Here is a 21,459-nt window from a genome sequence, read left to right on the forward strand (position 1 = left end):
ACTACAGAGGATTCAAATGGAAGAAAGCTTGAATCAGAATACTTCGAATTTAATCACAGGCTCTGCTGCTGATTCAATTCAAGCAGCTGAGCATTTTTCAAGCTTAGTCGCAAACTTGCAGCAGTTTATACAAACAGCCAATCAAAATGATTTATTGAGATATTTTCATGAAGGTGGCAACACAACAGCTATCCAGCGTCGCATACTGGATCTGATGATTTATGGCGAAGAGTTTGGAATAGAAACTAGGTATGACCATTTAACTGGCTTATTGGACCGTACTAGTTTTTTGGAAAAACTCAAATTTACTTTATCGAAGACTCTTCAAGCGCATCATTTAACAGCCATCATATTTGTTGACCTAGATGACTTTAAAGTAATTAATGATCAGTATGGCCATAGTGCTGGAGATGAAGTGATATCAATTATCGGCAGAAGAATCACTGCATCTATTCGGGCGCAGGATTTAGCCTGTCGGTGGGGTGGTGATGAGTTCGTTTTGGTGTTGCAAGCCATCACAAGTAAAGATTTAATCAGTCAATTGGTCAATCGATTGCTAACAGCAATCTCACAACCTCTTCAGCTTAAATCTCAAGAGTCATTGCAACTAATGCTTAGCGCAAGTGCTGGTATTGCAATCTTGGATGATGTGAATCTCAATTCAATGGACTTGATTGAGAGATCTGATAAAGCAATGTACCTTGCTAAAAAAGCCGGGAAGAACTGCGCCGAGTTTTACTCTTAGAGGTCTATTTTTTTCGAAGATGCACTGCTGGAATGCGCATCCCTTCTCGATATTTTGCTACCGTTCGTCTGGCAATTTCGTATCCTTGATCGCCCAGTAACTTGGTAATTCTGCTGTCAGATATAGGTTTTATTGCAGGCTCTTCTTGAATAATTCGCTTAATCAGTTCTTGGATTGCTGTCGAGGATATTGCTACACCTTTATCAGAATTTAATTGGCTGCTAAAAAAGTATTTAAATTCAAAAATACCTAGCGGACAGGATAGATATTTTTGTGTTGTCACTCTCGAAATTGTTGATTCATGCATCTCTAATGTTTCTGCTATTTCACGAAGAACAAGTGGCTTCATTCCAATTGCGCCCATGGAAAAAAACTTTTGTTGATGTTTGACTATTTCATTCGCAACCCTGAGGATCGTATCCTCTCTTTGAGCAATATTTTTGATAAGCCAACTTGCCTCTAGAATTTTTTGTCTTAAAACTCCATCAGCCTTCCCTTGGCCACTCTCTTTGAGTATTTTGGCGTACTCGCCATTGAGTGAGATGCGTGGCCTAGCATTTGGATTTGATTCGACAACCCATAAGTTGTTGATAGATTTGACCACGACATCAGGCAAAATCCATTGATCGTTTTCACGGTCAAAGTAAGCGCCAGGATTATGTTGCAAACTGCGTATGAGCTCTACTGCTTTGAGGACTTCCGCCTCAGTTTTGCTACTTGCCTGTTTGATCTTAAGCCAATCTTTTGAGCCAACCTTATTTAAATGGGTATTGACAATATATTTGGCTAGTTCCCATGCTGATTTATCCGGGGTGGGCTGTTCCAAAATACGATCAATTTGCAGCGAGAGGCATTCTGCTAAATTGCGTCCACCAATACCAGGCGGATCAAGTGACTGTAGTTTTTTTAGTGCAGACTCAATTAGATTAAGTGAGCTTGATTCTTGACTATCAAGTTCATTTTTGATCTCAGCATGAATTGACTCGAGATCATCAATTAGGTAGCCTCTGTCATCCAGGCAGCCCGCCAGATAGGTAATGATCGACTGCTCTTGTGGGCTTACATGAAGTAGATGAATTTGCTCCTCGATATACTCTAAAAGAGTTTGTTGATGAGCTATGCGCTCATAGCGCTCTGCCCAGTCATCGTCATCATCCTGCGACGCTCTATTGCTTGAGGTCCATGAGTTTTGCGTCTGCTCAACCCGCTCAGAAGATTGAGTGAGATTAAACTCAATTTCTGGATTAGGCTCAAATTCCAGTAAGGGATTATCCTCAGCGGCTTTTGCTAATTCCTGCTCTAGTTCATTATTGGATAACTGCAATAACCGGATTGTTTGTTGCAGTTGAGGTGTTAGGGTAACCTGCTGACTAACTCTAGTATTAAGCGAAATAGCCATTTTTATATTTTCTTGTGGTTCGCTAATGAAAATTCTATCGTCGCTGACCTAATTCAATATCGCACAAGAAGTCTTTGGGAGGCTTTCGGCTCATATCGGCTGTCTAAATTTGATCAATTCGTCTATTGCAAAAGAAGTGCTCAATCGATTTCATTCATTCTAACCATTTATAATAAAAAATCCATATAAATTAGAGGGTTAAGGAAACTTTTGGGAATTTTCAGAAACCTTAGTCTAAATTAAACTATGCAAATGTAGCAAACTGGCCGTAATAAAGAGTCAATAGACACTATAAAGCATTTCATATTATGGAAAATCCTGTCATTACAGAGCACCGTATTCGCGGTGATCGCTTTTACGCCATAGAAAAAAACAACAAAATTGCTTTTTATACGACTAATATTGCCGCGGCACGCTATTGGGTCAAGAATGTGATCGATAAAGAGACTCTTGCTGTTGAGGAATTATTAGACGTTAAGCCTGAAGGGCAGTGATAGCTTGATTTTGATGTTTATTTAGGGCTAATTCAGCATATTTCAGCAAATGCCCTAAAAGTAGCAAAACCATCTTAAGCGGTTCAATTTAGACCATAAAATCGTATAATCATCCATTAATTTGGATTATTAGCATGATTTATTCTCGTCGCCTTTTTTTTACCTTTGTTTTGCTTTTGGGCTCTCATGAGTCGAGCTTCGCAATGGCTCAGGCCGAAAATGATATGGTGACTGTTGTGGATAAAAAAGGCTATTCCATTGCTTACTATAAAAGCTCTATTAAAGCATTGCCTCCAGAGTCAAAAAAGGTGTGGATTATTACCAATCGCCAAACAATAGACGAAGCCACGAAGCAGCGCATTGGATCTGTGCGAAGCAATATTGTATTTAATTGTAAATATAAAACTTACTCTACTTTGGCTGCTGTTCAATACTCCGAGCCAAATGCACTGGGTAAGAAGATTTTACAAACAGAAACCGGTTTCAATCTGGCGGATGATCCAGTGCCAGAAGATAGCGCTCTAGCAATCATACAAAAACAAGTTTGCAATCCTTAATTTAATTCCAATTTATATGGCCATCATTACCTACCCCCCCGAGTTAGCAGACAAGATAGATCCTAAATTTCACATAGAGCACTCAGCTATTACTAAAACTATGCTTCGAGAAATTAGTAAAACCCCTTTGGCAGGGGTGTATGCGGTTGATGGATCTGGTGCTGAGTTTGCAGCCACTGTCCTGGATATCTACAAAGGATTATTGGTGCTAAAGCCAGAGACCGAGCCTCCTAAGGGGTTCAGTAGCATCATTGGCACCAGTCAGATTGTTGTAGCTTGTAATGAAAACTCAAAAATGCAGTTTCTTTCGAGTGATTTTAGGATGCATGAAGATGGTAGTTTAATAACCTGCTCTCTCCCGCAAGAACTTACTGTGATTCAGCGTCGTAAAGAATTTAGGACGTTGGGGCCGAGTGATGAGCAGTTTAATTTCGTTCTTTCACTGGGGGCTGGTCAAGAATTATTAGCAAAAGTGGCCGATGTTTCTGATCATGGGATTTTGCTAGATATTCGTTTGGGTGCAGCTGAAGTTGAAGTGGGGCGCTATTGGCATTCAGGATACTTTGAGCGCCAAAAATACCGCTCAGGCAGTATCGACTTAATCATCCGTAATGTCCGCCCTGGTAAAGCGCTTGATCGAATTCGAGCGGGTTGCGAGCTATACAACCCTAGCAAAACCGCGCTCAAAGAATTTGAGTCTACTAGAAATGCCATTGAAAATGCCCGTGTACAAGGACGCTTAAATCGTTGGTATGCGTCGGCTAGTTGGTGTGAATAAACATAATGCTTACACCCTAAGATGATGAAGCTAAAGTCATGAGCTTGTTTACTAACTTTACAAGTGGAAAATTGATCATGATCCTCAGTGTGATCATGCTTGTTCCACTGCTGTATTTTTTTATTCGTGATTTTTACAGCAAAGTGGTTGATGAGGTAAAAAATACTGGCCCATCTATCCCGGTTGAGCCCATTATGGTGACCAGCTTAAATAAAACAAATCAGCTTGAAGAAGTAATCAATCAAAAGATTGCTAACATGAAGCTAGATTTAATGGCTGAACGCTTGCGTATTACTTCTACGGCTGATGTGTTAAAAAACCTAGCATTTGAACGACATCTTCCAGAAACTCTTTATCAGATTTATTTTGAGACACGAGCCTTCCCTAGAAAAAATGTAGAAGCTCAGCAAACGGATTTGGAATGGCATGCCAAAGCAGGTATTACAGAGCTTAAGGTTGAGCCGATGCCATTAGATGATGGCACTGTTATTCAATTCACTTTACAGAATTATCCGTATACGCTCAGCGCCATCAATCATCGCTTTGCTAGAACCTATTTTGTTGAGTTGACTTTACGAGATGTTGATAACACTCGCTTATTTGTAGTTCGCATTAAGGCTAGTGAATTAACCGGTAGAGAGATTTTAGAAACAGCCATTATTGAAATGAAGTCCGGTGAGTGGATAGATGATCTTGCTAGTTGCCGACTGTTAATGGATAAGCGCAAAACTGAGGTTCAATTAATGGCTGAGCATCGAGAAGTAGAGATGCTAAAAAAGCGTTTCATTTTAAATAACGCTGGCGATAGGCTTGTAGCAAATAAAGTTACTGCTAAGTCGCGCAAGGGCGATTGATCATTGTGACTGAAAAAATTACTTTCTACTCACAAAAAAATATCTATTTTTGGTTTTTAACCTTTTCTGGATTCCTATTTGCGGTCTCTTTATTGGTGTTACTTGGGGCTGCAAACGATTTATCAGAATCTTCTTCGGAGTTGAAGCAGCTTAGAGTTGCAATGCCGGTATTAGAGGATTTTGTTGCAACTCAAAAAATTGATGTTCGCCTCAACAAAAATCAGCGCCGCTTAAAGCCTAGCGATATTCCAAAGTTAGTCGATGGTGCAATTATTCCAGTAAATACAGATGAGGCAGTGAATCGTGCTTTTCAATTTTTTTCTGAATTTGAAAACAAACGTTCTGCATCATTGCTTGCACTTGAATTGCCCGCTGTAGAGTCAATTGAGCTTGGCTCACCTGCTGAGGCAGCAGGCATTAAACCGGGCGATTTAATCTTATCTGTTAATGCAACAAAGATTGAATCTGCCTTAGGTTTTTATCTTGCATTGAACGAAAAAACTTCCGCAGATGTAAACGTTAAATTATTAAGAAATAAAAAAGATAGCTTGACAGTCGTAATGCGCATGGCAGATAGGTCGATAATCACGGGAAGCAATTGTGGGATTAAATTTACCCTTCCTGGCGATGTTATCTACCTGACAGAAGTTGAGACCAAGCGGCTTGCAGAGCTATATCGTCGTGATGTATTGTCAGCGATCCCGGTAGATTGGCGGGCCGAAGTATCTAATGATCTAATGCAAATTGCTAGACGACTGAATGCTATTGCAAAAAACGTGATTGATCCAACCGGTGTAAATCCAGTCAGATTACAAACCAAAGATGTAGTTGTCTGGCATGGAAAAAAGGTTGCAGAAAATATTGATATTTACTTTTCCCAGAGACGCAAGATTGAAGCTAAGAATGTTTCATATATGACGGGGATCGGAGATGCATTTGTTGGTTTTGTGTGCAGTGTGCTCATTTTCGTTGTGGCACTTGCCATGTTTTGGTATCAACGTCGTGAATCAGGAAAAAAGTCATGACAACACTACAAATGCAAGATTACTGGTTAGGAATGCGGATTAATGGTGGCCGTTATGCAATTTCGACTAAATTCATACATGCCGTCTTTTTGCATCCTGAGCCTGAGCAGGGCATGAAAGATTTACGCATTAATGGCGTTGTAGTCTACAAGGGTGAACCCATTTGCTTGCGTAATCATTTTCAACTACTACGCTTTGATCAACGCGGAGATAGTTTTGTGGATTGGCATCAGACTCTAAAGCAGTCTAGCGCACCTTGGATTATTGTGTTGAGAAATGGCCCTCAAGAAGGCTTGGGTTTCAGGATTAATAATATTGTGGGACCTTTTTATGCTGAAACGATACCTGATTCCTCATTCTTTTATCACAACGGCGCTGATTATCATTTGGTAGGGGTCTCTTAAGGCCGACAATACCGATCAGTCACTTAATCGCTAGTCGAGATCATTTATATGAATAAGAAAAATAATAGCCATATCTTTTCCCAGTACCCAATTCTTTTTTGGCAGTGGGTTTCATATGTCTCGTTTGCGCTGGTATTGGCTGCCAGTATCGGTGCTTTTCTCGCTGCGCGCTCTTGGGTATCTGAAGGTAAATATCTGCAATCCATTGATGGCGAACAGATTCAAGTGTTACGTTTGATTCCTTTCTTAAAAGAGTTACAGCAGCAAACAAACGGTCCTGTTGCCTTAGAGCCTGTTTTTTTTACAAACTTAAAAAAAGCTGAGATCTTCTTAAAGTCAGCAACAGCAGACTTGAAGAACCAGCCTGAGCTAAGTCCTAATTCAGCATCTGCTGTGTCGACCAAGGGGATAAGTGAACCTTCTGCATTGAAGTCTTTGAGTAGCGGAGTTGCCGCTCCAGCTATAAAAAATCCTAGCACGACTAAGGAAGCAGAATCATCTACTCCTTTGTTGCCACTATCCGACAATCCGGTAGTTGCTCTTTTTCAAAGATTGGACGCTAAGGTAATGACTGTCGTTTTCGGTAAGCCTGAGAAATATGCTGTCAAGTCCGATAAAAAAAATGACGATGAGAAATCCGAACAGTCAGAGGAAGCTGAAAATCTCAAGAAAAATCCAAAACCTTCTACCCCTCTTGAGGTATTGCTGAGTGCTAAAAATACTGAGCAGGCAATCGGAGTAATACTCGGACAAGAAAAAGGCTTAAATGATTTGACTGTCTTAGCTAGGTCTGGTGAAGTATTAATTGGCCCTAAGGGACCACTTGAGTTGGATAAACTGCCCTCTGAATCTGCTGTAAAAAAATATGCAGAAAGTATAGGTAATTTTGTCAAAGCACAAAATGCTTGGCAAAAAAATGCCACTGATATTACGCTGATATTAGATCTTCAAAAAGCACTTGGCGCAGTTCTTGAGCAAAAGATGCTTTTGGAAATTGATATCGGTAAAAAAACAGCTGGTAAGTCAAACCTCAAGCTCACAGATGCAGCGCCTAAGGTGCCGCAAAGTCCTTGGTATTCTAAGTTGCCGCAAGAAAGTACGGCAGTACTGAATACATATGTTTTAAATATGCGGGTAATTAAGGATTTTGCTAACGACTATGGGTCTTTGCGTCTTGCTGCGCAAAAAAAATCTCAATCAATTCAATATTTTGATTTTAAAGATGCTGGTGGATTTTTAGGTTTAATTTTAGTTTCGATCATTGCTGCTTTTGGAATCATCTTAGGTGCTTATATGGCGCTTGTGAATACCCAACGTAATGCGCAAGATTTGCAGCGGGCATCTAAACAGACTAGGGCTGCCGGTCAGCTATTAAAAACAATTGACTTAGGCTTTGCTAGTGCGCCAAGTAACAAAACATCCAAGGCTAATTCACAAAACAGTGATTCTGATCAATCGACAGACCAACTCAATGTGAAGACAGTGATGAATGTCATTTCCGAGTTAAGTGATGATTTAAAAAATAAAATTAAAAAAATTGACACGCACTTTAAAGTACTTGCCCAGCTCAATACCAAATTACGCCATTCTATTGATACCCTGCATGAGAAGAGTGGTCAGATTCGTACAAATGTATCTGATAAAAGTAGTAACTCACCTTACAGCCAAGAGATGGGTATTAGTAGGGGCGGACCTTTAGACCAGCTCCAAGATGCTTTTTCTGCTTTAAAGCAACAGGGTGTCCGGCTTTACTTGGCCATATTAGATAACCATTCTAGTAAACAGCTTGCCGTAGAAACAGAGCAGCTCAATTTATTAGTAGAGAGAGTCGAGGCTACTGTATCGAAGATGCGCTCGACGCTAGCTGTCGCACTGGAACAAGCAACGCCTATGGAAGTGCAAGCGCCACAGATTTCTTTAGAGGCTATTGAGCTTCTGAGTATGGATGCCAAACAGGTCATGCGCGATCTTCAGTTATGGCAAGGTGAATTTGATGGATTAAATAAAGCTTTCGCTGAATTAAAACGAGAAGCAAGGGTCTAATGCAATTGATTTTTTATAAGGCGTAATGCAAATATGGCCGAAGAAAAACCCCTGTTTTTAATTGATATTGATCGTGCTATTGAAGGTCTGCAGACTGCTGCCCCCAAAAAAGGTTCGGTGTCAGCAGTATCGATTGAGCCCTTGATCATGCATAGCGTTGATTTAGCTAATGCTCTAGATGGCGCTGGATTAGATGATTTAAGTGGGATGACTAACGAATTAGCGCAGTGTTTTGAGAAAAATGATGCACAAGCTTTTTTAGTTCTGGATGATCTAGTTAGTCTAGTCAAGTCAGAAGTTGCATTTACGCATCCATCGGTAGCGAGTGGAGCGTCTTGTACTCTAGAGCAATTAAATCAAGCAAAAGTATTATTTGCCGCTAATTTATCGCAAATCAAAAATGGTTTGCCGATCACCAAAAATCCTGATGCAGTATTAGCGCAAGATCTGCCTGCTGAGTTAGCTTCTGAGGTGACTCAAGAAGCGATTGAGACTGTCAGTGGTGAAGAGGAAGAGCAAGTCCTTGCGAGGACGTCAATTTCTGAGTTGCCTGCTGCCCCAACTGCGCCCGAGGTATTCCCAGAGCCTTCTCTTGCAGAGCTGAGCGCTTTATTTGCGCCGCGTCTTCATGAAGAGTCTCCGTTAGTCTTTACTCCTCCAGAGCCCAAAGCATTTTCTTTTCCTGAAGGTTTGACTCGTCCTCTAGAGCGTGAAAATTCATTAGATTATTCAGGAAGTCAGCGTTACTTAGATAAGCACTTTTCCTTGGACCGCACTCATAATCTCAACCGTATGCAAATAGCACGAAGTTTAGTCACGAAGGCTGACAACTGGAATGCTGTAGAGCTAGATTTCTTACTTGGGCGTGAGCAAGATGAGCTCACTAAATCTGGTCAACAATCATTGCGTCATGTATTTGAGAATTTGACAGACGAGCTTTTAATTGATGAAGTGTATGCTGATCCTGAGATTGTTCAGCAACTGGTCACGATCATTAGCATCTTGCCACCTTGCCCCAGTATTTTTGCAGTTCAGCAAGATTTAATGATTTTTATTGATTTAGATCACATAGCCTTATCGGCTGAACATCTCTTGTCAGCAGGCAAAATGATGGCCGAAATTGGGGGGTCACTTGAAATACATCATGAAGGAGTCCGTTTATCGTGCCCATCAAGTTTATTAAGAATGCCCATGGTCTTTTTTGGACGTCACGGGCAAAACTATGCCATTTCTGCAATTCAATATTTAGGGGAAGAGGCTCTCAATAAACCCGTGGATAGCAAGGTCGATGCATTGGGCGAGATTTTGCATCCCGCCAGGATGATTAATCTGCTTGTGGGCAATCAGCGTTACTCTATTTATGCCCATGAATTTTTAGGGGTTCAGAATATGAATATCCACCTCAATATTCCTAAATTACTAGAGCGACCGTATTGGTTAGCCGGTATGGCTTTAGATGGCATGAATAATGTGTATCCTTGGGTAGCTTTAGATCGGTTTACCAAATAATGCCGCTTTTTAATCGTTTTTTGATGGGGCTGCTATTTTGTACGCTGTCGCAAAGCCTTTGTGCTGCTTTACCCCCAGATCTTGAGCAAACTATTAAGCGGTTTATTCAAAAAAGTCCCACTGTCAATGGCTTGCGGGTGGAGACAGAGTGGCTTGAACCGAATCTGACCATCCCAGCCTGCTTAGGCGGTAGCATTGAGATTTTGACCCCTACAGGTGCGCGCTTATGGGGAAGGTCGATGATCCAATTGCGCTGCACTAAAGCTGCCTGGTTAATCAATGTCCCGGTCAATATCCATGCTTATGGAGATTATGTTGTCGCCAGCCGCTACCTTCCTTTTGGCCAAAAGCTCGAAATTGGGGATATTCGGGTAATAGAGGGCGATTTAACCGTGCTACCAGATGATGTACTACGGAACCCTAAAGCAGCTTATGAGCGGATTTTGGGTAAATCCTTGCAAATGGGCATGCCAATTGGGCTAAACGATTTAAAAGAATCTGCCGTAATAAAAGTAGGAGATCCTGTTAGGATTCAATTGACAGGTAAAGATTTTCAGGTTTCCGGTGAGGGTGTTGCTCAATCTCCTGGGATGATTGGGGATATGGTCAGAGTGCGCTTGTCCGACGGGCAGGTTTTACAAGGTAAGGTATTGAGGCCTGGAATAATTGGCGTTAATATGGAATAAATCGCTAATTTGCGGTAACATCAGTAGGTAGATGGTATGTTTTATTAGGCAGCACTGAGGAGAATGAGATGAAGATTAACGAGAATGCACCACTAATTCCGCCAAATACTGGAACAGCCAAACCTGTGCCAGGCTCGAACTCGACTGCCAATACAACGAATACAGCTTTAAATCAAACCTCAGCATCTGCGGTCAGTCGCCCTGCAGTCAATTTAGACATTGGTTTAGCAGCCAAGTTGGCCGAAGCGCAAAGCAGTACAAGCGCTACCAATCAGGTAAGCGACGAATTGCTGATTAAAAAACTACGCGACAAGGTTGCTACTGGTCAATTTGAGATTGATTACAACAAAATCTCTCAGTCAATGTTAAAAGATGTGGTTGCAGCAATTGGCCAAAAACCAAGTCATTCACAAAGCTAAGATTTGCTCTGATTTACTGGCTTTGCTTTAATTTCCTTGCTCCTTCCTCGAGCACACTCATCTCTCCTTTTTTCACCCTAAGAAATCTACCCCTCAGATGGTAAAACCACATCCATCCATGTCTTTTGACGATCTATTGAAGTTCTTAAAGGGTATTGCAAGTGCTATTGAGAGTCTACGCAGTGCCTTAGAAGCAAATGATATGGACCGACTTCCAGAAGCGCTTGATAGTACCAATGAAGCTTTGGATGCCATTCAGAATTATCCAGGTGGCGCTGACAAACTCAAGCAAGATATTCACCAATTTGAGCCAGCAAAAACGACCCAATTATTAGCGCTACTCGATGAAGCTTCAGTTAATCATCAAATCAATGGCGACCTGATTCGCTTAGCGATGCAGCGCAGCTCTGCCATGCAGTCTTTTATTGCTCAGCAAGCTCCTAGCGCTACTTACGGAAGTGATGGCGGAGTTCCAGGATCCGTAGGCGGTGTACTGTCTCGAAAAGTCTAGGGCAAAAAGCGTTTAGTACTAAGACTTTAGTTTTGCCCGAATACGGATCATGCCTTGCGTATGGATCTGGCTAATGCGCCCAGGGGTGATATTCATCACTTGGGCAATTTCTCGGTAAGAGAGATCTTCCTGATAATGCAAGGCCATGACTAATTTTTCATTATCAGGTAAGCCTGACAAAATAAGGGCTATTCGTTCTGCAAATTGACTCATTGCTACAGAGCGCATTGGGTCAGATTCATCGGTATCTGAAGGCATGAGATCATCCGATAAATCATCTAAAGGCATTAAATGCACCATGTTGGTGATGATGGCGTGGTATGCCTCAATACTTAAATCAGCTCCTTGAGCAATTTCTTTTTCAGATGGGTGGCGTCCTAAGGTTTGCTCCAAGCGGCGAGTCACTTTTTCGATTCCGACCAATTCATCTCGTTGATTGCGCGGCAAAATGTCATTTTTGCGGCAGGAGTCATAAATAGCACCCCGTATGCGGGTTTTCGCATAGGCCTCAAATGCTAAATTGGGTTGGGGTTCATAGCGCTTGAGAGCATCTAATAAACCCGTTAAACCTTCCTGGATGAGATCATCTACCTCAACATTAGGCGGTAAGCGAGAGCAAATTTGATGGGCGATCCGCTTTACCAGAGGTAAATGAGTGCGAATGGCTTCATCAATATCAAGAGATGCAAAATAACTAGAAGGCTTCAATGACAGATCGCTTAATCGGTAAAAGGCAGAGTTAAAGGTGAATTACTGTTAACTGCTAATTTTCGCAGAAATTGCTTTGAAAAAGCCCATCGGTAAAACAAATTCTTCTCGCGGGCCCTCGCTTGACGGATTCCAACTCAGGTCATCTGGATCTAATGTGACCCGCTGCGCAGTTACTGCAGCAATCCAGCCAATCAATTCAATTTCCTCATGCAAGGCAGACCTGGCTGCAAGTTGTAGTCGTTCGAAAGCAGCTGTGCCTGCAGCCTCATCTTCCCCGCCAACAATGATGACTGCGAGTGGTTCATCTACCTGAAAAATAGCCATTTGGCGTAACATTACCAGGGCCCTAGTAAGTGATGCTTGATCACCTGCAGTGACTAAAATCCGCTGAATATTGCTGCCATAAAACGCCACAATTTGCGCTTGCGGATCAATCGTGGGAAAGATGACATAGTCAATGCCCATTTCTTCTTGAACAAGTCGCACATCAAGCTGAGGATATTTTGCAAAGCGATGCTCAACTTCAGATCGCAGTTTGGTACTGGTGGCATACCAAAGATGTTCATCAATCTGGCGAATACTGCGCGCTAGGGGCACTGCATTATTAAAGACTTGGCCTAAATCATACCGTGTGGGATATAAAAATCCAGACATCGTCTTACGTTGCGCCAGGGGAATTTCATCGACCAGTAAAACATGGTTATTGTGTTGCTTCAGGCTTTGGGCGGTGCCGTGGCCTAGATGGATTGTGCTATCCGCATCTAGAGTGCTTGCAATGCAAATAACGCGGCACAGCTCTGCGCCAAAGATATTGCGTAACCCTTCAGCCTGATCGTTACCACTCACTACCGTGCTCATGAGTTCACTTTGCGAATCCAGTCGCCTAGGTGATCAGACAAAATAGCGGGAACCTGTTCATCGGTAATAGAAAACGTTTCAGAAAAAGCGCGCATCGCCATCGCGCGATGACTCAGATAGTTGATATCAGGCAGACTTAAGTCTTCTGGCACTCGCTGACCGTTTGAAACAAATAAAATCGACAAATCATGACGGATGACACTATCAATGACTGGTGCCAAGTGGGCTGCCTCATCAATTTTAGTAATAATGACAGAGTCTAATTTATTGTTATGACTATTTTGCATTGCTTGGTTATGCAAATTAATCACCTCTTCTTGGGTGCGTAAATCAGTGGTAGAGCTCATCACCAAAATCCGTTTTGCACGATCTGATCCATTTTGGAGAAGTTGGCATTGCTCAACCATGAGAGTGTCCCGCTGACTCACGCCGGCGGTATCTAACAAAATAATTTTGCGATTTGAGAACTCTTTAACTTTGCTTGCTAAATCTTCACTATCGCGCAGTGCTGTGACAGACAGACCTAAAATTTTTGCATAGGTCTTGAGTTGTTCTTGAGCCCCAATTCGGTAGGTATCGGTGGTGAGCAGTGCCACTTGATTGCGACCATAGCGCAGAACACAACGCGCTGCAATCTTGGCAACAGTGGTAGTTTTACCCACGCCAGTCGGACCAATAAAGGCAAAGACACCACCGCGATCAAAGAGATCAAACGCCCGAGAAGTTTTGATTAAGCATTTAACTTGCTCACGCGCATTTTTAATGAGTTGTTGGGTATTGAAATCATCGGGTAAATTACGCGCGATTTGAGCGCACAGTTTAGGAGAAAAACCACTATTGATTAAGTGCTTCACAATCTCCGTGACGTGGGAGCTTTCTTGTTGTATGTTGCCCCATAGGTTGCCAGCTACATGTGATTGCAATAAATACTTGACTTCACTAATTTCAGCGAGTAGTTGCTCTACTTTTGGAGCGCTTGCCGCCGCAGGTAATGATAGGGTACTAACTGAGGATGCGGAATCAGCGTTCATACTTGCCAAGGTTGAGGGCGTAGCACTGGTAGTGACAGAAACTGGGATTTCGTTGGCAATCGGAGCCGGATTGAGCGCTGCTTTAGCATCTGCTTTTGCTTCTGCAAAAGCAATTGCATCTTGTTTCTTTTTGGCGCTGATAGCGGCACTCGCGTTAGCACTGAAGAGGGCGTCGTTATTCGATGGATTGATAACGCTGGCATCCCCGCGACGGATACGTTCAGCACCATTAAAAGAAGTAGGGGTAAAAGTTTCTGAGCCCGGGGCTCTGACTGAGCGCTCTGAACGATCAGAACGTTCCGATCTAGCCGGATTGCGGCGCAAAGATCCTACAGGCAAGTCAGCGCTAAACGGATTACGAGCGCTCGGTGGTGCAATGGCACGATCAAAGCTGGAACCAAAGTTGCTGCTACCGGAGCTACTGCGTCCTATCGGTCTATTTGACGAGTAATTAGTAGGATAACTTACTGCTTTTTTTGCACTCATGCTGCTAGCTAATGAGGGGTCTGAGAGTGAAGCCAGGTCTTGAGAGCTAATGGCAATAATTTCTACACCATGGTCGATGTCTGTAGTTGAGATCACCATAGCATCGGGGCCCATACGGGTACGTATCAGCTTTAAGGCTTCTGCTGAACTGGGGGCGGTAAATTTTTGGGGGCCCATGGCGTTGCTCCAAATAGGGTGGCTGGGGTTATTTTAAGGGGTTTTGCCCGTTTGGGAGCAAAGAACTTTATAGAATTCAAGGTTAGATGTCGGTGGTAACTCACTTAGGGCCAAAACAATCGCTTGGGGGCAGACTCTTCTGGCAATCCGAGATAGCGTCATGCGGGTGCGGGTGCCACTGACAATGACTGGAGGCAGATTTTGACTCTCTAGTTCTTGAACTCCGCTAATGACTTCTTCACCAAACATCCGGGCCAAAGAGGGCTCAATCAGACCATCGGGTGCAATCGCCCCTTGACCAATCGATTGCTCAATTAAACGTTCAAACTCTGGTTGAATGCCGAGCACTTGGTAGGAACTACCTTCACCAAGCGAATCTTGTACGATCGTGCGGCGCAGCGCATAGCGAATATGGGGAAGTACCTCTAGAGGGTCACCAAGCTTAGCGGCAAACTCACTAGCGACTTCTAAGATGGTACGCATATCTTTAATCGGAATGCTTTCTTCAAGCAGTAACTGTAAGAGACGTTGTAATTGTGCAAGACTCACAATTTTGGGGATCACATCTTCTACGAGCTTGGGGTAACTCATCTTAAAGTGATCTACGAGATCTTGCGTTTCTTGGCGACCCAACAACTCACCGGCATATTGATGAATTAAATGATCTAAATGGGTGGTAATCACGACGGCTGGCTCTACTACGGTGTACCCTTTGGCAATCGCTTCATCACGCAGACCACGCTCAATCCATACGGCTGGCATACCAAAGGTAGGATCTTTTACTTCTAGTCCCGGCAAGGTTTCATTGCCGCTTTGCTGGATGGCCAGCAAGCGATCCGGCAGGCATTGACCACGACCCACCTCAGCACCATAGAGCAAGATACGGTAGGTTTCTGCATTGAGTTGCAAGTTGTCGCGAATATGCACTGAAGGAATTAAAAACCCCACCTGAGTGACAAACTTGCGCCGGATCGCCCGAATGCGCTTGATCAAATCGCTTTCATCACCTTTATCTACCAGGGGAATGAGTCGATAGGCAAGCTCCAAAGACAGGGGCTCGACAATCGGAACATCTTTCCATTCAAGCTCTTGGCTAACCTCGGGAGGCTGTGAGGCCGCAAGTTCAGCTGCCTTAGTATTGCGATCGATCTTTTGATAAGCTAAATAGGCCAAGCCACCAAAGAGGCAGGCAAAGCCCAAGAAGATCACGTGGGGCATTCCAGGCAGAACACCCAAGATCCCCAGTACCGCTGCCACCACGCCCAGGGCGCTACTGTTCGCTTCAAATTGCTTAGAGACCTGCCCAGAAAAGTCATCTTCAGTGGCAACGCGGGTAACCAAAATACCGGCCGCAGTAGAAATAATGAGCGCTGGTATTTGGGCTACTAAGCCATCACCAATGGTGAGAGAGGCAAAAGTGGCTAAAGCTTTGCCAAAATCCATATTGTGTTGCAAGACCCCAATGAGCAAACCACCAATGAGGTTGATGACTAAAATCATGATGCCAGCCATGGCATCACCCCGTACAAACTTCGAGGCACCATCCATGGAACCAAAAAAGTCTGCTTCTTGAGCCACATCGGCGCGTCGCGATTTCGCCTCTTCTTGTTGAATCAGCCCTGCATTGAGATCCGCGTCAATCGCCATTTGTTTGCCGGGCATCGAATCTAAGGCAAAACGGGCAGAAACTTCGGCAACTCGACCTGAACCTTTGGTAATCACCACAAAGTTAATAATGGTGATCACAATAAAGATCACGATACCGACTGCAAAATTACCGCCAATTAAGAACACGCCAAAGGCTTCAATTACTTTTCCCGCAGCATCTGTCCCTTTATAGCCCTCCATGAGCACGATTCTGGTAGAGGCCACGTTCAATGACAGGCGCAGCAAGGTGGTGAGGAGTAACACCGTTGGGAAAGCAACAAAGTCTTTAAAGGTCTTAATATTGATCGCCGTAAAGAGCACGATGATCGACAGCGCAATATTGAAAGTAAACAGAACATCGAGCAAGATGGCTGGAAGTGGCACCAGCATCATTACTAAGACAAGCAAGACTAAGATTGGGATAGCGCCTTGCGCTGATGGCCTTACTTTGCTGAAGTCAATACCTAAGATCTTCATATCTTAATTAGGTAGAGGTAAACAGGGGTAAAAGAAGCCTTCAAAAAATTGCCTTAACGGTAATAAAAACTCTACAAAACTTATAAAAACACTATATATGGTAGAAAAGGAAATATTTGCCACTAAATATACCCCATTCGCACTAAAAATAGGGGTAAAAAAAGCCCCAAAAGTGTGAAAAAGGCAAAAATTTCCGCATGAGCAGAAGTCATGCGCAAGGATGGGCTAAATTGAGCGTCTAAAGCGCTTGGCGCTCAAAAAATAAGCACAATTAGAGTGCGCGATAGAGTTTGCGCATATTTTGAATTTTCCAGAATTGTTGTTCTGCAGCATCATAGGCTTTGGTGAAATCACCCTTGATCGCTTTTTCAAAAATAATCAGGCAGCGGTGGGCATGCACGTGTTTTTGCAAGGTGGCCAGCGTTAAAAAATAGAATGCTTTGTCATAATCTTGGGTGATAGCGGTGCCTTTTTCGTATAAAGTGCCTAAATTGTAGGCGGCCACTCGGCTGCCCCCATTGGCTCCCACAGTGAGCAATTCAACACCTCTAGGGATATCTTTTGGCACCCCATGGTCAGCGCCTGAACCGAATACGTATATATTGCCCAGATTGCAATAGGCATCCAAAACCTCATCTTTGATGGCTTTTTCATAATAATGAACCGCTGTCTTGATATTACGAGCGATGTCGCCCATACCCAATTCGTATAACAGGCCTACATTGAAGTTGGCATAGCCATTACTCTCACGACTATTGGAATTGAGCCATTCAAATAGCTTATTGACCTGTTCAGGGTTTAATTGCCCATCAAAGCACATTCTGGTCAGGGCAAAAGAAGCCTCTTCGTCGGCCTCGTTGACTGCAATGTCAAAAAAAACCTCAAAAGCAGCCTCGTAGCGACCGCGCTCCAGGTTAGAAACACCAGCTTGTAAACGGGGATTGTCAAATTGCATAGCAAAAACACTTTCAAAAACAGTAGGAAATTGGCTCTAGAGCGAATGTAATTAAATACCATTTTAGGGTCTAAATTGCCGATGCACAGGATCTTTTTCAAGCCCATTTGCACTGATTTAGCATCAACTCAAGGCAAATGGGGGTGGTATTAGGGTGATAAGGCACTTTTTAATTTATTAATTTTAATCAATAAAATCAATGACTTATATTTTTTAATCCGGTGAAAGGAATTCAAAGTGAAGTTTATCTAAACGCTTAGGTGGGCAAGACCGTAATAGGTTAGGCAAGGGGCGCTAATGTTAATAGCCCTGAAAATTTTAGGAGAAAACGATGTCTACCGTTATTAATACCAACATGGCTTCTGTGTATGCCCAGAACAATTTGAGCGCTGCTCAATCTAACTTGGCTACATCTGTTCAGCGTCTATCGTCAGGTGTGCGTATCAATAGCGCCAAAGACGACTCTGCCGGCTTAGCAATTAGTATGGGTATGTCCTCACAAATTGCTGGTCTTGATCAAGCAAACCACAACTTAAGCGACATTATCGGTATGGCGCAAGTAGCTGAAACCGCGTTGTCCACGATCCAAAGTATGCTTTTGCGTATGAAAACTTTGGGTACTGAGTACGGTAACAACGCCCTAAGTACAGATCAAAAAACAGCGATCACTACTGAAGCCCAATCGATTAAAGATCAAGTAGATTTGACAATTAAGGAAGCTGTTTATAACGGTGTAAATCTGCTCGATACCAGCGGCTCTACAACTTATGACATTCAGTCTGGTGTTGATGTCGGTACAACGATTTCATTCACAGTGGCTAATGCAACCGTTGATACAACTGCTACTGACTTCTCAGTAGTGGATGCTGACTTGCTGCGTATCTCTAACGAGCGTGCCAAGATGGGTGCTTTAGTTGGTCGTGCAACTTATTCTTCACAAAACCTCATGGCGCAAAGTGCTAATATTAAAAATGCGCGTTCAGCGATTGTTGATACTGACTTTGCCTCTGAGACAGCCAACTTGACCAAGGGTCAGATCATGCAACAGGCCGCTACAGCGATGTTGGCCCAAGCAAATCAAATGCCTAACGTCATCTTGTCATTATTGAAATAAGCGGTTATCTTAAGTAGAAGTCGGCCCATCGGCCGATTTCTGACTTTAGATTAAGGGAGTAGGAAATGGGAGATATTACAAGTAAATCTGCAGCTGCATCAGTCATACCATCTGGCTCTGCACAGCTCAATCAACCTCCAGGTATGGGTACCGTTGTGAGTGCTCAAACCAAAACTGACGCTCAAGCTGTTTCCGCAGCCGCTAGTGTTGAATTTAAACCTTCCAACATTCAACAAATTACCCAGCAATCTCGTCAGGCAGTTGAAGCTGCTGCCCAGCAAATGCAAACCTTTGTCAGCTCCATGGGGCGTAACTTAGACTTTTCAATAGACGGTTCTACTGGCTATCATGTGGTTAGAGTAACCAATCCAAGTACTGGTGAAGTGGTCAGGCAGATGCCCTCCGAAGAAGTTTTAAGGTTGGCACACAGTTTTGATCAGATTTCAGCCTTGATTCACCAAAAAGCCTAAATCAAGCCAAGTCTTCTCAAGTTGGCATGAAAATTGCTTTCTTAATAACGTAGTTCGTCTTAAGAAACGCATTGATTAAATAGGTAAATATGTCGATTTCCACCACATCCTCAAGCACCAGCTCTGGTACTGCCAGCATTGATGTGGCTAGCATTGTCTCGCAGTTAATGGCCTCTGAACAAGTGCCAATGACAACGCTCAAAAACAACATTACCAGTAAGACTACCCTCATCAGCGACTTAGGCACATTAAAAAGTAAAGTTGCAACCTTCCAAACCGCATTAGAAAGTTTGCAAGATCCCACTGCCTTGTCTTCATTGGTGTCTTCTAGTTCAGATCAGACGGTGGTCCAAATTACGAACTCGACTGGTGCTGTTCAAGGGCGCCACGATATTTTAGTGAGTCAGGTTGCTCAGCCTGGGCAGATGACATTTGATCAGTTCGGCTACGCTACGGCCAATGCTGGATTAGCAACTGGGGAGACATTTTCAATTTCCATCGGCTCTAGATCCTACTCTTACACTCCCCCAACGGGTGTAACCATGGCAAGCACTACCATTGACGATTTGAAAAATTGGATTAATGCGCTGGGCGATAATCTGAGTGCCAGTATCGTTCCAACTTCAGGCTCAAACTATGCCCTCAAAATCCAGGGAACTAAGCCAGGATCCGATAACGCAATTACGTTCTCTCATTTGGCTTCAGGGGGTGGCTCTGTGAATGGTTTGGGAGGAACCCCGGGATCCCCAGTTGCACCAACAGTAGTGAGCGCGCAAAATGCTGCCTTTACTCTGGATGGTGTGTCTTACACCAGAAAAACCAATAGCATTACCGATGCTCTATCCGGCGTTACTATCAATTTAGTGAAGGCAAGTGCAACACCTCAAACGATTAGCGTGGATCCAGGAACTGATAAAGCTCCCCAAGTCATGCAAAGTCTGGTGGATGCATTTAACGACCTAGTCACTACTGCGAAAAAATTGAGTGCAAAAGCGGGCTCTTCTAGCGGCGCTACCGCTGACGGTTCTTTGGCCAATACTCCGACAGCCTTGAATTTTTTAAATCAAATTAAATCCATGATGGCTGGCGATATTCACTACACTTTGGGTGGCACGTCTAGCAACATCAGTCTGGGTGAGCTGGGCTTTGAAATGCAATTTGATGGAACGGCTAAATTTAATGCCACCACTTTTAATGCGGTTAGTAATGCATCGGCAATTTTAGCTTCAGGAATTAAGGTTGGTTATCAAACCTATGTTGTTAGAGATCCTGTAACGGGCGCTGAAATCAGTAAAAACACCACAGACGTTAACTTGGATACTTACCTCACTTCTTTATTAAAGGTAACAACATCAACAACCCAGGCTGGCACGCAGACCTTAGCAGGCGCTTTTGATCAAATGATTAAAAATGAGCAAAGTAATATCGATGATTTAAATAAAAAAGAGCTTGCACTACAGCTGGTACTAGATCAAAAGCAGACAAGTTACACTGCTCAGTACTCAGCATTAAATGCACTATTATTCCAATTAAACAATACTAGTAACTCACTCACTAGTGCATTAAGCGGCCTAACAAACGGTCAAAATAATAAGTAATGAGCAAAATAATGAATTTTATAAACCCAATGCGGATGTCAAAATAATGTCACGAAAAGCAGCCTTTAGGTACGCAGAAAATGAGACGATGACTGCAGTTTTGGGCGGCGATGCTCGTGAACTCATTGTGTTAATTCATCAACGAATTTTTGATCATTTAAAGCTCGCTAAGCAAGAACTTGAAAAAGGCAAATTAGGTATTGAGTACTTTATTAAGGCTAGTGATTTGATTCAGCAAGGATTGCTGGGTTGCTTAGATTACGATAAAGGTAAAGATATTGCCTACAATCTGAGCGCTATTTATGTCTGGTCTATGCAAGAATTATTAAATGCAAGGGTGGACCGTTCACCAGAGAAGGTGCAAGATGTGATTGATACGTTGACCCCACTCTATGAGGCTTGGATTGAGCTATCCCCTAACAGTATTAGCCTTAGTCAAGCAGGATAGAATCAACGAGATAGCTGTTTTATAAAAAGATGTGAGCGCAGTAAGCTCTTCGGTGTTGATCGC

General features: G+C 43.1%; 22 protein-coding genes. 16 read left to right on the forward strand and 6 right to left on the reverse strand.

Features of this window, described 5'->3' with window-relative positions; all coding sequences use genetic code 11:
• Positions 1-16 precede the first annotated feature (16 nt).
• Positions 17-745: a GGDEF domain-containing protein gene (locus tag FD977_RS02080; RefSeq protein WP_215305934.1), complete on the forward strand. Its 729-nt coding sequence runs from the start codon at positions 17-19 to the stop codon at positions 743-745.
• Positions 746-749: 4 nt separating this feature from the next.
• Here FD977_RS02080 and rpoN read toward each other — a convergent pair whose 3' ends face one another.
• Positions 750-2,144: an RNA polymerase factor sigma-54 gene (rpoN, locus tag FD977_RS02085; protein ID WP_215305935.1), complete on the reverse strand. Its 1,395-nt coding sequence runs from the start codon at positions 2,142-2,144 to the stop codon at positions 750-752.
• A 308-nt stretch (positions 2,145-2,452) separates the two neighbouring features.
• Between rpoN and FD977_RS02090 the strand changes: the two genes are divergently transcribed.
• The 11 genes from FD977_RS02090 (at position 2,453) to FD977_RS02140 (ending at position 11,424) form a co-directional block, all read left to right on the forward strand.
• Positions 2,453-2,638 carry a hypothetical protein gene (locus tag FD977_RS02090; RefSeq protein ID WP_215305936.1) on the forward strand — a complete coding sequence of 62 codons (186 nt, stop codon included), beginning with the start codon at positions 2,453-2,455 and terminating at the stop codon, positions 2,636-2,638.
• A gap of 203 nt (positions 2,639-2,841) precedes the next feature.
• Positions 2,842-3,195, forward strand: coding sequence for a surface-adhesin E family protein (locus FD977_RS02095; RefSeq protein ID WP_215305937.1), 354 nt, complete (start codon positions 2,842-2,844; stop codon positions 3,193-3,195).
• Positions 3,196-3,295: 100 nt separating this feature from the next.
• Positions 3,296-3,973 (forward strand): hypothetical protein, encoded by a 678-nt coding sequence (locus FD977_RS02100; protein ID WP_215305938.1) that lies wholly within the window; start codon positions 3,296-3,298, stop codon positions 3,971-3,973.
• A gap of 38 nt (positions 3,974-4,011) precedes the next feature.
• The gene (locus FD977_RS02105; protein ID WP_215305939.1) at positions 4,012-4,827 is read left to right on the forward strand and encodes a hypothetical protein; all 816 of its coding nucleotides are present in this window, start codon (positions 4,012-4,014) and stop codon (positions 4,825-4,827) included.
• 5 nt (positions 4,828-4,832) lie between these two features.
• A complete protein-coding gene (locus FD977_RS02110; protein ID WP_215305940.1) occupies positions 4,833-5,852 on the forward strand; it encodes a PDZ domain-containing protein in 1,020 nt (339 codons plus the stop codon).
• The gene (locus tag FD977_RS02115; RefSeq protein ID WP_215305941.1) at positions 5,849-6,256 is read left to right on the forward strand and encodes a hypothetical protein; all 408 of its coding nucleotides are present in this window, start codon (positions 5,849-5,851) and stop codon (positions 6,254-6,256) included. The genes FD977_RS02110 and FD977_RS02115 overlap by 4 nt, the downstream gene beginning before the upstream one ends.
• Positions 6,257-6,304: 48 nt before the next feature.
• Entirely contained in the window at positions 6,305-8,299 is a 1,995-nt protein-coding gene (locus tag FD977_RS02120) for a hypothetical protein (RefSeq protein ID WP_215305942.1), read from the forward strand.
• Positions 8,300-8,332: 33 nt separating this feature from the next.
• The gene (locus FD977_RS02125) at positions 8,333-9,808 is read left to right on the forward strand and encodes a hypothetical protein (protein WP_215305943.1); all 1,476 of its coding nucleotides are present in this window, start codon (positions 8,333-8,335) and stop codon (positions 9,806-9,808) included.
• A complete protein-coding gene (gene flgA / locus FD977_RS02130) occupies positions 9,808-10,494 on the forward strand; it encodes a flagellar basal body P-ring formation chaperone FlgA (RefSeq protein WP_215305944.1) in 687 nt (228 codons plus the stop codon). Before FD977_RS02125 ends, flgA begins: the two co-directional genes overlap by 1 nt.
• Before the next feature lie 68 nt (positions 10,495-10,562).
• Entirely contained in the window at positions 10,563-10,913 is a 351-nt protein-coding gene (locus FD977_RS02135) for a flagellar biosynthesis anti-sigma factor FlgM (RefSeq protein ID WP_215305945.1), read from the forward strand.
• Between the two features lie 97 nt (positions 10,914-11,010).
• A complete protein-coding gene (locus FD977_RS02140; RefSeq protein ID WP_215305946.1) occupies positions 11,011-11,424 on the forward strand; it encodes a flagellar protein FlgN in 414 nt (137 codons plus the stop codon).
• A gap of 18 nt (positions 11,425-11,442) precedes the next feature.
• On the opposite strand, the gene FD977_RS02145 is transcribed toward FD977_RS02140, so the two are convergent.
• The 5 genes from FD977_RS02145 to FD977_RS02165 all read right to left on the reverse strand — a co-directional run bounded on the left by FD977_RS02145 (position 11,443) and on the right by FD977_RS02165 (position 17,766).
• Positions 11,443-12,132 carry a FliA/WhiG family RNA polymerase sigma factor gene (locus FD977_RS02145; protein ID WP_215305947.1) on the reverse strand — a complete coding sequence of 230 codons (690 nt, stop codon included), beginning with the start codon at positions 12,130-12,132 and terminating at the stop codon, positions 11,443-11,445.
• Positions 12,133-12,180: 48 nt separating this feature from the next.
• The gene (locus tag FD977_RS02150) at positions 12,181-12,993 is read right to left on the reverse strand and encodes a hypothetical protein (RefSeq protein WP_215305948.1); all 813 of its coding nucleotides are present in this window, start codon (positions 12,991-12,993) and stop codon (positions 12,181-12,183) included.
• Positions 12,990-14,687, reverse strand: a complete 1,698-nt coding sequence (gene flhF / locus FD977_RS02155) for a flagellar biosynthesis protein FlhF (RefSeq protein WP_215305949.1) — start codon at positions 14,685-14,687, stop codon at positions 12,990-12,992. Before flhF ends, FD977_RS02150 begins: the two co-directional genes overlap by 4 nt.
• 33 nt (positions 14,688-14,720) lie before the next feature.
• Positions 14,721-16,811 carry a flagellar biosynthesis protein FlhA gene (gene flhA / locus FD977_RS02160; RefSeq protein ID WP_215305950.1) on the reverse strand — a complete coding sequence of 697 codons (2,091 nt, stop codon included), beginning with the start codon at positions 16,809-16,811 and terminating at the stop codon, positions 14,721-14,723.
• A gap of 271 nt (positions 16,812-17,082) precedes the next feature.
• Positions 17,083-17,766: a tetratricopeptide repeat protein gene (locus FD977_RS02165; protein WP_215305951.1), complete on the reverse strand. Its 684-nt coding sequence runs from the start codon at positions 17,764-17,766 to the stop codon at positions 17,083-17,085.
• 331 nt (positions 17,767-18,097) lie between these two features.
• Here FD977_RS02165 and FD977_RS02170 point away from each other — a divergent pair, with 331 nt between their 5' ends.
• The 4 genes from FD977_RS02170 to FD977_RS02185 all read left to right on the forward strand — a co-directional run bounded on the left by FD977_RS02170 (position 18,098) and on the right by FD977_RS02185 (position 21,396).
• Complete coding sequence (locus FD977_RS02170) at positions 18,098-18,880, forward strand: flagellin (RefSeq protein ID WP_215305952.1); 783 nt, start codon at positions 18,098-18,100, stop codon at positions 18,878-18,880.
• A gap of 65 nt (positions 18,881-18,945) precedes the next feature.
• Positions 18,946-19,350, forward strand: coding sequence for a flagellar protein FlaG (locus FD977_RS02175; RefSeq protein WP_215305953.1), 405 nt, complete (start codon positions 18,946-18,948; stop codon positions 19,348-19,350).
• Positions 19,351-19,439: 89 nt separating this feature from the next.
• A complete protein-coding gene (gene fliD, locus FD977_RS02180) occupies positions 19,440-20,948 on the forward strand; it encodes a flagellar filament capping protein FliD (RefSeq protein ID WP_215305954.1) in 1,509 nt (502 codons plus the stop codon).
• Between the two features lie 46 nt (positions 20,949-20,994).
• The gene (locus FD977_RS02185; protein WP_215305955.1) at positions 20,995-21,396 is read left to right on the forward strand and encodes a flagellar protein FliS; all 402 of its coding nucleotides are present in this window, start codon (positions 20,995-20,997) and stop codon (positions 21,394-21,396) included.
• Positions 21,397-21,459: the final 63 nt, after the last annotated feature.

This window comes from Polynucleobacter sp. AP-Elch-400A-B2, from assembly GCF_018688355.1.
Classification (GTDB): Bacteria; Pseudomonadota; Gammaproteobacteria; order Burkholderiales; family Burkholderiaceae; genus Polynucleobacter.